This window comes from Microbacterium aoyamense, assembly GCF_023155855.1.
GTDB classification, from domain to species: domain Bacteria; phylum Actinomycetota; class Actinomycetes; order Actinomycetales; family Microbacteriaceae; genus Microbacterium; species Microbacterium aoyamense.
Genome location: NZ_JAKNUT010000002.1, coordinates 193232 through 208598 on the forward strand (window position 1 = coordinate 193232; position 15367 = coordinate 208598).

Below are 15367 nucleotides of genomic sequence, written 5' to 3' on the forward strand. Positions count from 1 at the left end.
CGTTCTGCATCGGACTGAAAGAGGATCACATCCCACCCGCGCTTGCCGCTCAAGGCTACCGGGTCACGCACTCCGCTCCGAACGCTCTGCGTCCGGAGCAGTCAGGGTGCAGAAAGCCGGCGTCACGACGCCGTGCGGGTGGAATACTCCTCTTTCGCTCGAGACACCCCGTGTCGCGAGGGCCATCACCCGTACGAAAGAGGAGTTCCGCATCAGCGATCCCCGCACCAATGACCGCATCCGCGTTCCCGAGGTCCGCCTCGTCGGACCCGCGGGTGAGCAGGTCGGCGTCGTCCGCATCGAGGTCGCGCTGCGCCTGGCTCAGGAAGCCGATCTCGACCTGGTCGAGGTTGCTCCCAACTCGAAGCCGCCCGTCGTCAAGATCATGGACTACGGGAAGTTCAAGTACGAAGCCGCGCAGAAGGCCAAGGAAGCTCGCCGCAACCAGGCGAACACGGTCCTCAAAGAGGTCCGCTTCCGCCTGAAGATCGACAACCACGACTACGAAACGAAGCGCAAGCGCGCCGAGGGCTTCCTCAAGACGGGCGACAAGGTCAAGGCCATGATCCTGTTCCGCGGTCGCGAGCAGTCGCGGCCCGAGCAGGGTGTGCGCCTGCTCCGCAAGTTCGCCGAGGACGTCGCGGAGTTCGGCACGGTCGAGTCGAACCCGACGATCGACGGTCGCAACATGGTCATGGTCATCGCACCGCACAAGAACAAGTCCGAGGTCAAGACGGAGCAGAACGCTGCTCGCGCCGCCAACAAGGAGGCGGCACGATCTGCGCGGACGGGTGCTCCGGCATCCGAGCCCGTCACCACAGACGCGGCCGAATAGGCCCCACAGACCCCCGCCGAGGCGGGAACCGACTCCCGCTGCGGCGGGAACCACAACGAAGGAAGAGACATGCCGAAGCAGAAGACCCACTCGGGTGCCAAGAAGCGCTTCAAGGTCACCGGCACCGGAAAGATCAAGAAGCAGCAGGCGAACCTCCGCCACAACTTCGAGGGCAAGCCCACCAAGCGCACGCGTCGCCTGTCGGCTGACAAGATCCTCGCCCCCGGTGACGCCAAGGTCGCCAAGAAGCTTCTCGGCATCTGATCGCCGACGCAGGAATAGGAACGAAACGAAATGGCTAGAGTCAAGCGGGCCGTCAACGCCCACAAGAAGCGTCGCGTCATCCTCGAGCGCGCCTCCGGTTACCGGGGTCAGCGTTCGCGTCTGTACCGCAAGGCGAAGGAGCAGGTCACCCACTCGCTCGTCTACGCGTACCGCGACCGTCGCAAGCGCAAGGGCGACTTCCGCCGCCTGTGGATCCAGCGCATCAACGCCGCCGCGCGTGCCAACGGCATGACGTACAACCGCTTCATCCAGGGTCTCGGCCTCGCCGGCGTGCAGGTCGACCGCCGCATGCTCGCCGAGCTCGCGGTGAACGAGCCCAAGACGTTCGCGTCGCTCGTCGCAACGGCCAAGGCAGGGCTTCCCGAGAACGTCAACGCCCCCAAGGCGTAAGCGCTCCCACTCGTACGATGGGCGTCCTCTTCCGAGGGCGCCCATCGGCGTTTCCGGAACCAGGTTGCGGGATGCCGCGGCCCTAGACTTGTCGCGTGCTCGAGAACCCGCGCTCGCCCCGTGTTCGCGCCGTGGCGAAGCTCACCAAACGCAGCGCTCGGCACGAGACGGGGCTCTTCCTCCTCGAGGGTCCGCAGGCCGCGCGAGAGGCGCTCGCGTACCGCCCCGCGACGGTCGTCGAGCTCTTCGCGACGCCAACGGCGCTCGAGAAGCACTCCGACATCCGCGAGCAGGCGAAGCGGGCCGGCGTCGAGGTCGTCTTCACGACCGAGCCCGTGCTCGACGCGATGGCAGACACCGTCACCCCGCAGGGGATCGTCGCCGTCGCGCGGCAGACGCCGACCTCCGTGCGCGAGGTGTTCGCGGCATCCCCTCGTCTCGTCGTCATCTGCGAAGAGGTGCGGGATCCCGGCAATCTCGGCACGATCATCCGCGCGGCGGACGCGGCGGGGGCGGATGCCGTCGTCCTCACCGGGCGGACGGTCGATCCCTACAACCCCAAGGTCGTCCGCGCGACGACCGGATCGCTCTTCCACTTGCCGGTGGCCGTGGGCGTGGATCTGGGGACCGCCGTCGAGCATGCACACCTGGCCGGCGTCCGCGTCATCGCGGCCGACGTCGGCGGGGCCGACTTCCTGGCATCCCGAGACCTGCTCGCCGAGCCCACGGCATGGCTTTTCGGCAACGAGGCGCGCGGGCTCGAGGACGACGCGATCGCGCTCGCCGACCTGTCGCTGCGGCTCCCGATCTACGGCGCCGCCGAGTCGCTCAACCTCGCGACGGCAGCCAGCGTCTGTCTGTACGAGACGGCGTTCGCTCAGCGCGCGGCATCCTGACATCCAGCGTTCCGCTCCTGTTACAAGACGGTAAAGGCTGAGGTCAAGCCCTGGCGGTCCCCGCGGCCCGGTGACAGTGTCGAAGACATGACGACCTCCGATGGTGCGCCGAAGACGTCGAACATCTCCGTCAGGCGCGGTGACCCACTGGTCGAGATCCACGATGTGCAGAAGCACTACGGCGACTTCCAGGCGCTGAAGGACATCGACCTCACGGTCAATCGCGGTGAGGTCGTCGTGGTCATCGGACCATCGGGCTCTGGCAAGTCGACGCTCTGCCGCACGATCAATCGCCTCGAGACGATCACGAGCGGCACGATCATGATCGACGGCAAAGAGCTGCCGAAGGAGGGCAAGGCTCTCGCCGGTCTGCGTGCCGATGTCGGCATGGTGTTCCAGTCGTTCAACCTCTTCGCGCACCTGACGATCCTCGACAATGTCACGCTCGGCCCGATCAAGGTCAAGGGCATGAAGAAGAAGGATGCCGAGGCCCTCGCGCGTCAGCTCCTCGATCGGGTCGGAGTCGGCGTGCAGGCCGACAAACTCCCCGCTCAGTTGTCCGGCGGCCAGCAGCAGCGCGTCGCCATCGCACGGGCTCTCGCGATGCAGCCCAAGGTCATGCTCTTCGACGAGCCGACGAGCGCACTCGATCCCGAGATGATCAACGAGGTGCTGGACGTCATGGTCGGCCTCGCACAGGACGGCATGACGATGATCGTCGTGACTCATGAGATGGGCTTCGCCCGCAAGGCCGCCGATCGCGTCGTCTTCATGGCTGACGGTCAGATCGTCGAGGAGGAGACGCCTGAGGAGTTCTTCACGAAGCCGAAGAGCGATCGCGCCAAGGATTTCCTCTCGAAGCTCCTGACCCACTGACACCCCGCACCGAGAGGAAGGATCCGCCCCGCCACATCTTCCGACCGCGACTCCGCACGACCCGAACGTCGGACACACGGAACCACACAGCACACATGCGCAACCAAGGAGTACACATGCGAAAGTCTCGAATTCTCGTCGGCATCGGTCTGGCAGCCGTCGCCGCCCTCGGCCTCACGGCGTGCAACAGCGGCACGCCGGGCGCCGCCCCCTCGGAAGACGCCGGAGGTGAAGAGTCCGGCGCCCTGTGGGAGGTCGCGACCGACGTCGATCTGACCGACAGCCCGACCTACGACCGCATGGTCGAGCGCGACGGCGTCATCGTCGGCGTGAAGAACGATCAGCCGGGACTCGGCTATGAAGACACCGTGACCGGTGAGCGCACAGGCTTCGACATCGAGATCGCACGGTGGATCGCCGCGTCGCTCGGCTTCTCCGAGGATCAGATCGAGTACGTCACGATCCCCTCGGCCAACCGCGAGCAGGAGATCGTCAACGGCAACATCGACTACTACGTCGGCACGTACTCGATCACGGACTCCCGCAAGGAGCAGATCGACTTCGCCGGTCCGTACCTCATCACCGGTCAGGGGCTCCTCGTAGCCGCCGACAACGAGGACATCAACGGCCCCGACGATCTGGAAGGCAAGATCGTCTGCTCCGTGACGGGGTCGACGCCGCTGCAGCGCATCCGCGACGAGTACAACCCGGGCAACACGGTCGAGAACGGCACGTACTCCGAGTGCATCGAGCAGGTCAAGGCCGGACAGGTGGATGCCGTCACGACCGACCAGGCGATCCTCGCCGGGTATGTCGCGCTCGAGCCCGACGCCCTGAAGATCGTGGGCGACCCCTTCAGCGAGGAGCGCTACGGCGTCGGCCTCGAGAAGGGCGACACCGCTCTGAAGGACTGGATCAACGCGCTGTTCAACGACGGCGGAGACGTGTGGACGGCACTGTTCGACGCCAACCTCGCGCCCGCCGGCATCGAGGGCGAACAGCCGACAGCCGACGAGTGACCCGAGTTCGGGGCGGCGATCGTGATCGCCGCCCCGAACCGCGATCGAACGGAAGGAGCGCGCGGTGGGCGTCATCACCGGCAACCTGGATCTGTGGGGCGAACTGCTCGTCGGCACACTGATCCTGTTCTTCGCGGGAGGGATCCTCGCGCTCGTCCTCGGCACGATCGTGGGCGCCATGCGAGTCTCACCGGTCCCGATCGCGCGGGCGGTCGGCGCGTTCTACGTCGGCACGATCCGCAACACCCCGCTGACGCTGGTGTTCTTCGCCTTCTCGTTCGCGCTGCCCCCGCTGCTCGGACTCCGGCTCACCGATGCCACGACCCTCACGCTCGCGATCTGTGCGCTCGGCATCTATACCGCCACCTATGTCGCCGAGACCATCCGATCCGGTATCAACACCGTTTCGGTGGGTCAGGCCGAGGCGGCGCGCGCACTCGGACTGACGTTCGGTCAGGTCATGGGGCTCGTCGTGATGCCGCAGGCTTTCCGCTCCGTCGTGCCTCCCATGATGAGCGTGTTGATCGCGCTCCTCAAGAACACCACGGTCGCGGCCGGCTTCTCGGTCGCCAACCTGGGAATGGCGCGCAACTATCTGAGCGAGCGCGGTGAGAACCAGTTCCTCGTCATCCTCTGGCTGATGGTCATCTTCGTCGTCCTCGTGCTGCTGCTGTCCTGGCTGCAGCGAACTCTCGAGAACCGCTGGAGGATCGCACGATGAGCAGCAGTGTTCTCTACGACGTCCCCGGCCCTCGCGCGGTCGCGCGCAATCGGATCATCGGCGTCGTCGTCGTCATCGTCGTTGCGGCGATCGTCGGATTCTTCGTCTGGCGGCTTGCCGTGACGGGGCAGTTCACGGCCGAGAAGTGGAACATCTTCACCTATTCATCGGTGTGGATGCAGATCGGCGCCGCCACGTTGCGCACGCTCGCCGCGTTCGCGGTGGCGGCCGTCGGTGCGCTCATCCTCGGCTTCGTGCTCGCGATCGGACGCCTTTCCGACCACGCGTGGCTGCGTATTCCCGTGGGCGCCGTCGTGGAGTTCCTCCGCGCCGTGCCCGTGCTCGTCTTCATGTTCCTGCTGTATTACGGGCTTCCCGTGCTCGGAGTCCGGCTGCCGTCGTACTGGGCCGTCGTGATCGCGCTCATCCTCTACAACGGCTCAGTGCTGGCCGAGGTCATCCGAGCCGGTGTCGAGTCGCTTCCGCGCGGCCAGCGCGAAGCGGGCTACGCGATCGGCCTTCGCAAGGCGGGCGTGATGCGGCTCGTGCTGCTGCCGCAGGCCATCCGCGCGATGATGCCGGTCATCATCGCCCAACTCGTCGTCACCCTGAAGGACACGGCGCTCGGATTCATCATCACGTACCCCGAGCTCCTGTTCCTGGCGCGCTCGATCGGATCGCAGGCGACCTACGACTCGCCGATCGTCCAGGCGACGATGATCGTCGCGGCGATCTACATCGGGCTGTGCCTGATCCTCTCGGCCGTCGCGACCACGGTTGAGAAGCGACTCCGCCGTGGTGGCCGCGGCGGAAAAATCGCGGCGGCGAACCAGCCGACCCAGGAGGTCACGGACACCGAGCTGATCGTCGCGCAGGGCGCGGTGAAGAGCCGGGCCGGCAATCTCGAGGGCGGCCAGAATCAGGCGGGGCAGTCGATCTGACGTTCCCTCGGCGACGGGCGGGGCATCCACCCGTCGGTAGACTCGTCTCTCGTGTCTGACGTTCCCGAAATCACCCCAGATGCGGTGGATGCCGCGGTCCAGGCGGCGCTGGACGCCATCGCCGCCTCCGCCGACACCGCCGAGCTGAAGGCCGCACGTGCGGAGCACACGGCCGAAGGCTCTCCACTCGCGCGACTCAACGCGGGGATGCGCTCGGTCGCCCCCGAGCACAAGGCCGAGTTCGGCAAGCTCGTCGGTCAGGCTCGCGGGCGCGTGAACCAGGCGCTCGCCGCTCGAGAGGCAGAGCTCGCGGAGGCCGAGACGGCTGCGAAGCTCGAAGCCGAGCGCGTCGACATCACGGCGATCGGCGCTCGCGCACGGGTCGGCGCGCGGCATCCCATCTCGCTCCTCCAGGAGCAGGTCGCGGACATCTTCGTCGGCATGGGATGGGAGATCGCCGAAGGCCCGGAGCTCGAGCACGAGTGGTTCAACTTCGACGCGCTGAACTTCGACGTCGACCACCCGGCGCGGCAGATGCAGGACACCTTCTTCGTCGATCCGATCGACCGCCACCTCGTCATGCGCACGCACACGAGCCCCGTTCAGGTGCGCTCGATGCTCGAGCGCGACATCCCGATCTACGTCCTGTGCCCCGGCCGGGTGTACCGCACGGACGAGTTCGATGCGACGCACCTGCCCGTCTTCACGCAGTTCGAAGGTCTCGTGATCGACAAGGGCATCACGATGGCGCACCTCAAGGGCACGCTCGACCACGCCGCCAAGGTGCTCTTCGGGCCCGAGGCCAAGACGCGCTTCCGCGCCAACTTCTTCCCCTTCACCGAGCCGTCCGCCGAGCTCGACCTGTGGCACCCCACCTTCAAGGGCGGCGCGCGCTGGATCGAGTGGGGCGGCTGCGGCATGGTCAACCCCAACGTCCTGCGGGCGGCCGGCATCGATCCCGAGGTCTACTCGGGCTTCGCATTCGGCATGGGCATCGAGCGCACGCTCATGTTCCGCAGCGACGTGCAGGACATGCGCGACATGGCCGAAGGCGATGTCCGTTTCAGCGAGCAGTTCGGAATGGTGGTCTGATGCGCGTCCCGCTCTCCTGGTTGCGTGAGTACGTCGAGGTGCCGGTGGATGCCGCGCCCGAAGACGTCCTCGAGGCGCTCGTGCGCGTCGGGTTCGAAGAAGAGGACGTCCACCGCTTCGAGCTCGAGGGCCCCATCGTCGTCGGCGAAGTCGTCGAATTCACGCCCGAGCCGCAGTCCAACGGCAAGACGATCCGCTGGTGCCAGGTCGACGTCGGTCCGGAGCACGGGGGAGTGCGCGGCATCGTGTGCGGTGCCGACAACTTCTTCGCGGGCGACAAGGTCGTCGTGACGCTTCCCGGTGCCGTGCTGCCCGGTCCGTTCCCGATCGCGGCGCGCAAGACGTACGGGCACGTCTCCGACGGCATGATCGCCTCGGCGAAGGAGCTCGGGCTCGGAGACGAGCACTCCGGCATCCTCCGTCTCGTCGAACTCGGTGTCGACGCGCCCGTCGGCACCGACGCGATCGCGCTCCTCGGCCTCGACGACGTCGCGATCGACATCAACGTGACACCGGACCGCGGCTACGCGCTGTCGGTGCGAGGTGTCGCGCGCGAGTACTCGCACGCGACCGGCGCGGCCTTCCGCGACCCGGCGGAGCGGGCGTGGGACGACGTCGCACCCGCGTCGGGATTCCCGATCGCGGTCGTCGACGACGCCCCCATCCGCGGACGCGTCGGCGCGAGCGAGTTCGTGGCGCGCGTCGTGCGCGACGTCGACCCCACCAAGCCCACCCCGCCGTGGATGGTCGCGCGCCTCACGCTCGCCGGCATCCGGTCGCTCGGCATCCTCATCGACATCACGAACTACGTCATGCTCGAGCTCGGCCAGCCGATCCACGGCTACGACCTCGACAGGCTGTCGGGCGGCATCACGGTGCGCCGCGCGTCGGCGGGCGAGCAGCTCGAGACGCTCGACGGCAAGGTCCGCACGCTCGACGCCGAGGATCTCCTGATCACCGACGAGTCCGGCCCCATCGGCCTCGCGGGCGTCATGGGCGGCGGCACGACCGAGATGACGGATGCCACGCGCAACGTCCTGATCGAGGCGGCCACCTTCGACACGGTGTCGATAGCTCGCACGGCCCGACGGCACAAGCTGCCGTCGGAGGCGTCGCGGCGCTTCGAGCGCGGCGTCGACCCGCTCGTGCCGTTCGTGGCGGCCCGCCGCGTCGCAGACCTGATGGTCGAGTACGCGGGCGGAACCCACGACACCGATCTCGGTGGTGCGCTGTTCGCCGAGGTCTTCATCGCCGGCATCGACCTGCCCGCCGGGTTCGTCGAGGGCCTCATCGGCGTGGATTACACGACGGACGAGATCGTCGCGGCGCTCGAGATGATCGGCGCCGAGGTCTCAGCGAACGACGCGGGCTGGAACGTCATCCCGCCGTCGTGGCGACCCGACCTCACCGACAAGTGGACGCTGGCCGAAGAGGTCGCGCGCATCGAGGGCTATGACCGCATCCCGTCGGTGCTGCCGCTGCCGCCGTCGGGTCGCGGCCTGACGCTCGCGCAGCAGGGCCGTCGCCGCGTCGCGAACGCGCTCGCCGCGGCGGGGTACGTCGAAACCCCCTCGTTCGGCTTCACCACGGAAGAGCACAACGATCTGCACGCGTCGGCCTCCGGCGGACACGTGCCCTCGATCAAGCTCGCGAACCCGCTCGACGGACAGGCGCCGTTCCTGCGTCGGTCGCTGCTTCCCGGACTGATCGCCGTCGCGCACCGCAACCAGTCGCGCGGCTTCACGGATCTCGCGCTCTTCGAGACGGGCGTCGTGTTCCTCCCCGAGCCCGGCGTGACGTACGGGACGGACTTCGTACCGCCGCTGGCGGTGCGACCGGATGCCGCGACCCTTGCGGCGCTCGACGCATCCATCCCGCCGCAGCAGCGGCACGTCGCCGTCCTGCTTGCCGGGTCGACCGTCGCGAAGCAGCCGGGCCAGGCGGCCGTGGCCGCCGGTCTCGCCGACGCGCTGGACGCCGTGCGGACGATCGCTTCCGCAGCCGGTGTCGCGATCGACGTCGCGCAGGGCGAGCGGGCCGCGCTGCATCCCGGACGCACCGGAGTGCTGTCGGTGGGCGCGGTCGAGGTGGGCTATGTCGGCGAGCTCCTGCCCGCCGTCGCCGAGGCATCCGACCTGCACGGTCGTGTCGTCGTCGCCGAGCTCGACCTCGACCTCGTGCTCTCGCTCGCGGGCGAGCGTGTCGTCGCGGCGTCGCTGTCGGGCTACCCGGCCGCGACGCAGGACGTCTCGCTCGTGCTCGGCGCCGACGTGCCGGCCGCCGATGTGCGCGCCGCGCTCGAAGAGGGCGCGGGCGACCTGCTCGAGTCGCTGCGACTCGTCGACGACTACCGCGGGCAGGGGCTGCCCGACGGCGCGAAGAGCCTGACGTTCGCCTTGCGCTTCCGCGCGCCGGATCGCACGCTCACGGCCGCCGAGGCGACCGAGGCCAAGCTCGCGGGCGTCGCGATCGCCGCCGAGCGGTTCGGCGCGACGCTGAGGGAGTAGCGCTCAGCGCGGCCTTCGTTTCGTCTCGTCGCTGCGTTCCTTGCTCAGCGGGCAGGAGTCGGTCGTCGAGCGAGCGCAGCAAGACGAAACGATGCTCCCGTCAGCGCGAGCCCCAGTTCCACAGGGGTCTGTCGAGCATGCCCTGACCGTCGACGACCGTGCCGGCGCCACTGGCGAGCAGGCGATGCGTGGTCGCCCCGGCGGCTTCCAGCACCGCGGCGATCGTCTCGGCGTGCGTCACGACGAGCACTTGAGAGCGTGTGGATGCCTCGGCCACGAGCGCTGCGAGCGGCTCGAGCAGGTCGGGGTGCAAGCTCGCCTCGGGCTCATTGAGCACGATGAGGGGAGCCGGTCGCGCCGGCAGCAGCGCGGCGCACAGCAGCAGATAGCGCAGTGTGCCGTCGGACAGCTCGGCGGTCTCGAGCTCGCGCAGCAGGCCGCGCTGCTTCATGACGAGCCGGAATCGACCGTCGGCCGCCTCGACGCGCACGCGTGCGCCGGGGAACGCGTCGGCGACGGCCCGGGCGAGCACATCGCCGTGCCCGGCATCCTGGATCGTCGCCCACACGGCCGCGAGATTCTCGGCGCCGTGGGCGAGCGTGTGCGAGCGCGTGCCGATCTGCGGCTGTCGCGCGGGCGCATCCGCATCGACGCGGAAGTGGTCGTAGAACCGCCAGCCGCCGAGCGTGCGTCGCAGCGCCAGCAACTCGGGCGCCGTGTCGCCGTCGGCGAGATCGGTCACGATCGTCTCGTACGACGCGAGCTGCTGGTCGAGCGTCGTCCACGCCCCGTCGCGCACGCGCGCCACGCCGCGCAGGCGGTCGATGAGCAGCGTCGCGGGCTTCGCGACGGGGCCCGCGAACACCTGCTCGCGCTTGATCTCGGGATCGCGTGCGAACAGGCTCCGCTGGTCGACCTGCGGGATGCCGAGATCGACCAAGTACCCGAGCTCGTCCGACGCGAAGCCGAGCTTCACGGCGACCGGGTTCTTGCGCACGGTGCCCTGCTCGCCGCCGTTCTCGGGGCCCGCCCACAGCAGCGAGGACAGGCCGCCCTCGCGAGCGATCGCCCCGACGATGGTGCCACTCGCGTTCGCCGCGAGCAGCCGCAGTGCGCGGTAGAGGTTCGACTTCCCGGTGCCGTTCGCGCCGGTGACGACCGTCAGCGGGCCGAGCGGCAGCACGACGTCGCGCAGCGAGCGATACCCGGCGATCGCGACGGTGGTCAGCATCCGCCCATCCTTTCAGTCACTGCCGACACGTTCCGCTCCGCTGCCGTGCACAACGTCGGAGGTACGCGGCCCTACGGCCGGCGAGGGCCGCCGTTGCCGGGGAACGCGTCTGGATTGCCGACGTTGTGCACGCCCTGCCCTGAGCGGAAGGGGATGACATCGCCCGATCCGCCTGGTGGGATGGGTCGCATGACAGACGTGCTCATCCTCGGCGGAACAGGCTGGCTCAGCGGCCAGGTGGCGAGGCGGTGGGTGGATGCGGGGGCGGCCGTCACCTGTCTCGCGCGCGGTGGGCGACCGGCGCCCGCCGCAGCCGCGCTGGTGGTCGCCGACCGGGGCGAGCCCGATGCTTACAGTGCCATCGCGGATCGGGAGTGGGACGAGATCGTCGACATCTCATCGCGCGCCGAGCACGTCGCGGCGGCCGTCGCCGCGCTCGCCGACCGCGCGGCGCACTGGACCTACGTGTCGACCGTCTCGGTGTACGCGCGAGACGACGTCGAGGGAGAGGACGAGAGCGCACCGCTCGCCGAGCCTGCGCAGCCTGGCGACGAGTACGACTACTCCCGGGAGAAGGCGGCGGCCGAGGCATCCGTCCTCGCCGCACTCGACGATCGCGCGGCGATCGTACGCCCCGGACTCGTCGTCGGACCCGGCGACCCGACGGACCGGTTCGGGTACTGGGTCTCGCGCTTCGCGCTCGCCGGATCCGAGCCGGTGCTCGTGCCCGCGAGCACCGCGGGAGTCTCGGTCATCGACGTCGACGACCTGGCCGATCTCGTCTTCGCGGTAGGCCGCGAGCGCTGGTCGGGTGTCGCGAACGCCGTGGGCCACGGCTTCCCGCTCGATGAGGTGCTCACGCTCGCACGTGACGTCGCGGGGCACACCGGCGAGGTCGTCAGCGCACCCGGCGAGTGGCTCGAAGAGCACGACGTGTCGTACTGGATGGGTCCGCGATCGTTGCCCCTGTGGCTGCCCGACGAGGCGATCGGGCACTGGACCCGGTCGAACGCGGTCTACCGCGCCCGCGGCGGTCGGCTGCGCCCCCTGCGCGAGACGCTCGAGCGCACCCTCGACGACGAACGCGCCCGCGGCCTGGGCCGCGAGCGCGCATCGGGGCTGAGTCGCGCCGACGAGCGGGAGATCCTCGCCGAACTCCGCTGACACGCACGTGCACAACGTCGGCAGATCGTCGGCCTGAGCCGATCGGCCATCGATCACGCGCTCTTCCGAGCCTGATTGCCGACGTTGTGCACGCCTCAGCGGTAGCGGCGTCCCTCGTCGCTCTTGTAGAGCCAGACCGCGAGGACCCCGAGCACGACGGTCCAGGCGAGGATCCCGAGGATCGCCCACAGCGGGACCTCGATACCGAGAGCGGCGGCGACGACGATCTCGCGCGCTTCGCGCACCCAGAGGAACTTCGAGGCCAGGTCCAGCCATGACGGGAACATGATCGGGGGGAGGAACAGCCCGCCGCCGAACGCGAGCAGGAACATCACGACCTGCGTGATCGCGATCGCCGCCTTGGGGCCCGCGGTCGTGCCGATGATGATCCCCAGCAGCGCGGACGGCACCGCCGTCAGGATGACGAGACCGACGGCGGCGAAGAGGCTCGGCACGGCGACGGATGCCGCGGTGAACAGCCCGCCCACGATCAGCAGCGGGATCATCGCCACGACCGAGAGGATGAGCGTCGCGGCCATGAGGCCGGCGATGCGGGCGACGGGCGAGCCGGGGAGGGTGCGCAGGTACGGCCACCACGGCTTGGACCGCTGGTCGGCGATGTCGAGGCCGATGCTGAACAGGCTCGCCGACATGAAGGCGAAGACGACCATGGATGCGATGGCCGCGGTCGCGAACTCGGGGTTCTCGGTCACCATCCGCTGGGGGAGCACGAACAGGCAGAACGCGAGAGTCGGGAACACGATCGTTCCGATGATCGCGATCGGCACGCGCATCGTCTCGAGCAGGCTGTACTTGGTGTGGACGGCGGCGAGCGTCAGGGTCGACATCACGCGGCTCCCTTCGTGATCGTGAGGAAGGCTTCTTCGAGGGTCGCGCCGCGGACGGCGAGGTCGCGGAACGGGAGCCCGCTCGCGACGAGGGCGCGTACGAGGCGGTCGGAGTCCGATACGACGGCGGTGACGACGCCGTCCTCCTCCTCCGCGGTCGCGTCGGAGTCCAGCGAGAGGATGTCGCCCGCCGACACCCCGCGGAGCGTCACCCGTCGGCGGGACACCCCGGCGACGACGGCAGAGAGCGTGTCGTCGGCACGCACGACGCCGTGGTCGATGACCACGACGCGCTCGGCGAGCTGTTCGATCTCTTCGAGGTGGTGGCTCGTGACGACGATCGCCGTCCCGGCGCGGTGGCGCGCGCGGACGGCATCCCACAGCATCCGCCGTCCGTCGACGTCGAGTCCTGTCGTGGGTTCGTCCAGCAGCACGAGAGCGGGGTTTCCCGCGAACGCCAGGGCCACGGCGACGCGCCGCTGCTGACCGCCCGAGAGCGATCCGCACTGCTTGCCGACGAACGGCGCGAGACCGAACTCCTCGATGAGCGCATCCCGTGACGTCGGGGCGGGGAAATGCGCGCCGACGAAGTCGATGACCTCGCCGACTTTGAGCGCTTCGGGCAGGGCTGTCGCCTGCGGTGTCGAGCCGAGGCGCGTGCGCGACGATGCGTCCCGCGGATCGCCTCCGAACAGCTCGACGCGGCCGGAGGACGGCATCCGGAGCCCTTCGACGAGCGTCAGGAGCGTCGTCTTGCCGGCGCCGTTCGGGCCCAGGAGGCCCACGCACTCGCCGGGGTGGATGTCGAGCGAGACATCGTCCAGCGCGACGTTGTCGCCGTAGCGCTTCGTGAGACTTTCCGTACGGATCAAGGCGTTCACAGGATGTCCTCGGGGTCAGGCGCTCAGGGCGCAGATCGTGCCGATGGTGAGGAAGATCGGGCCGGCGAGGATGCCGCACCAGAAGCTCGGTGCGCACTTCTCGCGGGGGAGGAGTGCGGCCGCGATCGCCGCGGCGGTGATGAGGATGGCGGTGACGAACATGATCGGCTGGCCGAAGACGAAGGCGAGCGGGAAGAAGTGCAGTCCCACGATGAGCAGGGCCAGCGGCGCGATGAACTCCTTCCGCCCCTTCTTCGCGAGGACGACGGCGCCGAGGACGAGAGCGATGACCTCGATCCAGAACACGACGATGTAGACGATCCACGGCAGCGAGCCCACGACCATGGCGGTCGGCTCGTCCCACGAGCGCAGCAGTCGCGGAACGGTGAGTCCGGCGAGAGCAGCGCCTCCGAGGCTCAAGACGGCGAGGACGATCCGCCACGCGGTCGACGGCGGACGCTCCTGCGCCCAGCCCGTCCACACGAAGGTCACGACGCCGAAGAGGGCGGCGGTGAAGATGAGGTCACGGGTGAAGTCGAGGTCGATCACGAGGAAGTCCCTCCCAGGAGTTCGAGCAGTTGGCGCCGGTAGGCGCGGAACGCCGCACGCCCGGTGAGGGTGATGCCGACGTAGGTGACGGGCTTGCGGCCGGCGAAGGTCTTCGTGAGTTCGACGTAGCCGGCGTCGGCGAGCTTCGCGAGGTGGGTCGTGAGGTTGCCCGCCGTCATGTCGAGGAGCTTCTGGAGAGCGGGGAAGGTCATCTCATCGCCCTCCTCGAGCGCTTCGTCGAGCGTCGTCATGATGCGCAGACGTGCGGGGACGTGGATGACGGCATCCAGGTCGGTCATGATCCGATCCGCATCCGACGGGGACCCCACGCCATGAGGGCCGCGACGACGAGCATCGCCGCGGGTCCGACCGTCGCGTAGACGAGGTAGTGGGTCGGGTAGCCGAAGAAGGTCGCGACGCACGCGACCACGATCAGGATGCCGCCGAGGACGTACATCGGGACGGCGCGGAACACGGCGCCGCCCGAGAGGTACAGGACGCCCACGAGGAAGACGTAGACGCCGGGGTACACGAGTTGCAGGAGATCGCCCTCCAGCCCGTTGCGCTGGAGACCGGCGATGAGCAGCCACGCCATGAACATGGTGATCGTCCACGAGAGGCCGTACAGCATGCCCTGCAGCTGAGAGGGCCCGCGGATGCCGTCCCCCGCTGCGCTGATGCCGACGATCGTCGACCAGATGATCGCCCCGATGATCAGCGCCGCGAAGACGGTCCATCCCACGACCGTCGGGACGACGTCGAAGGCGCCCGCTCCGGTGGTGATGTAGAGGATGCCGAAGCCGATCGCCCAGGCGACGGCCCAGACGACGAACAGGCTGATGTACCGGTTCGACAGCTTTCGCGCCGCTGAATGGCGTGCGTCATCCATCAGTGCGAGCATCTCGCGCGGGTCCTCTGGCGGGTTCTCATCGTCGCTCATGCAAACAACTTTGCGATGCAAACTACTTTGTGTCAAGAGTTGGATTTGCCGGATGCCGCGGCCGCCCGATATCGTCGCGGCATGCCTTCGGCCCTCGCAGGACTCGCCACGCTCGTGATGAGCGTCGCTCCCGCGCGCCGACGCCTCCGCCTTCGCGGCCGCCGACTCTAGGCGACCCCGCACGGCTCCGTC

General features: G+C 68.7%; 17 protein-coding genes. 11 read left to right on the plus strand and 6 right to left on the minus strand.

Annotated features, from left to right (window positions below; all coding sequences use genetic code 11):
* The first annotated feature begins 184 nt into the window (after nt 1-184).
* The 10 genes from infC (at nt 185) to pheT (ending at nt 9562) form a co-directional block, all read left to right on the plus strand.
* Complete coding sequence (gene infC, locus MA876_RS07695) at nt 185-835, plus strand: translation initiation factor IF-3 (RefSeq protein WP_372491506.1); 651 nt, start codon at nt 185-187, stop codon at nt 833-835.
* A gap of 69 nt (nt 836-904) precedes the next feature.
* Nucleotides 905-1099, plus strand: a complete 195-nt coding sequence (gene rpmI / locus MA876_RS07700; protein WP_125132393.1) for a 50S ribosomal protein L35 — start codon at nt 905-907, stop codon at nt 1097-1099.
* A 30-nt stretch (nt 1100-1129) separates the two neighbouring features.
* A complete protein-coding gene (rplT, locus tag MA876_RS07705) occupies nt 1130-1510 on the plus strand; it encodes a 50S ribosomal protein L20 (protein WP_248147512.1) in 381 nt (126 codons plus the stop codon).
* A gap of 95 nt (nt 1511-1605) precedes the next feature.
* Complete coding sequence (locus tag MA876_RS07710; RefSeq protein WP_248147513.1) at nt 1606-2406, plus strand: TrmH family RNA methyltransferase; 801 nt, start codon at nt 1606-1608, stop codon at nt 2404-2406.
* Between the two features lie 87 nt (nt 2407-2493).
* Complete coding sequence (locus tag MA876_RS07715; RefSeq protein ID WP_372491496.1) at nt 2494-3282, plus strand: amino acid ABC transporter ATP-binding protein; 789 nt, start codon at nt 2494-2496, stop codon at nt 3280-3282.
* A gap of 116 nt (nt 3283-3398) precedes the next feature.
* Nucleotides 3399-4301, plus strand: coding sequence for a glutamate ABC transporter substrate-binding protein (locus MA876_RS07720; protein WP_248147515.1), 903 nt, complete (start codon nt 3399-3401; stop codon nt 4299-4301).
* 64 nt (nt 4302-4365) lie between these two features.
* A complete protein-coding gene (locus MA876_RS07725; RefSeq protein WP_248147517.1) occupies nt 4366-5022 on the plus strand; it encodes an amino acid ABC transporter permease in 657 nt (218 codons plus the stop codon).
* Entirely contained in the window at nt 5019-5963 is a 945-nt protein-coding gene (locus MA876_RS07730; RefSeq protein ID WP_248147519.1) for an amino acid ABC transporter permease, read from the plus strand. Before MA876_RS07725 ends, MA876_RS07730 begins: the two co-directional genes overlap by 4 nt.
* 51 nt (nt 5964-6014) lie before the next feature.
* On the plus strand, nt 6015-7055 hold the full coding sequence (pheS, locus tag MA876_RS07735; protein ID WP_248147521.1) for a phenylalanine--tRNA ligase subunit alpha: 1041 nt from the start codon (nt 6015-6017) through the stop codon (nt 7053-7055).
* On the plus strand, nt 7055-9562 hold the full coding sequence (gene pheT / locus MA876_RS07740; RefSeq protein WP_248147523.1) for a phenylalanine--tRNA ligase subunit beta: 2508 nt from the start codon (nt 7055-7057) through the stop codon (nt 9560-9562). The genes pheS and pheT overlap by 1 nt, the downstream gene beginning before the upstream one ends.
* A gap of 100 nt (nt 9563-9662) precedes the next feature.
* Here pheT and MA876_RS07745 read toward each other — a convergent pair whose 3' ends face one another.
* Nucleotides 9663-10793, minus strand: a complete 1131-nt coding sequence (locus tag MA876_RS07745) for an AAA family ATPase (RefSeq protein ID WP_248147525.1) — start codon at nt 10791-10793, stop codon at nt 9663-9665.
* A gap of 189 nt (nt 10794-10982) precedes the next feature.
* On the opposite strand from MA876_RS07745, the gene MA876_RS07750 reads away from it, so the two are divergent.
* On the plus strand, nt 10983-11957 hold the full coding sequence (locus tag MA876_RS07750; protein ID WP_248147527.1) for an NAD-dependent epimerase/dehydratase family protein: 975 nt from the start codon (nt 10983-10985) through the stop codon (nt 11955-11957).
* Between the two features lie 95 nt (nt 11958-12052).
* Here MA876_RS07750 and MA876_RS07755 read toward each other — a convergent pair whose 3' ends face one another.
* The 5 genes from MA876_RS07755 to MA876_RS07775 are packed head-to-tail and all read right to left on the minus strand — an operon-like array spanning nt 12053 to nt 15175.
* Entirely contained in the window at nt 12053-12805 is a 753-nt protein-coding gene (locus tag MA876_RS07755; protein WP_248147529.1) for an ABC transporter permease, read from the minus strand.
* Entirely contained in the window at nt 12805-13686 is an 882-nt protein-coding gene (locus MA876_RS07760) for an ABC transporter ATP-binding protein (protein ID WP_248147531.1), read from the minus strand. The genes MA876_RS07755 and MA876_RS07760 overlap by 1 nt, the downstream gene beginning before the upstream one ends.
* 15 nt (nt 13687-13701) lie before the next feature.
* Nucleotides 13702-14235: a hypothetical protein gene (locus tag MA876_RS07765; RefSeq protein ID WP_248147532.1), complete on the minus strand. Its 534-nt coding sequence runs from the start codon at nt 14233-14235 to the stop codon at nt 13702-13704.
* A complete protein-coding gene (locus tag MA876_RS07770) occupies nt 14232-14534 on the minus strand; it encodes a transcriptional regulator (protein WP_248147534.1) in 303 nt (100 codons plus the stop codon). The genes MA876_RS07765 and MA876_RS07770 overlap by 4 nt, the downstream gene beginning before the upstream one ends.
* Nucleotides 14531-15175, minus strand: coding sequence for a hypothetical protein (locus MA876_RS07775; protein WP_248147535.1), 645 nt, complete (start codon nt 15173-15175; stop codon nt 14531-14533). The genes MA876_RS07770 and MA876_RS07775 overlap by 4 nt, the downstream gene beginning before the upstream one ends.
* Nucleotides 15176-15367 lie beyond the last annotated feature (192 nt).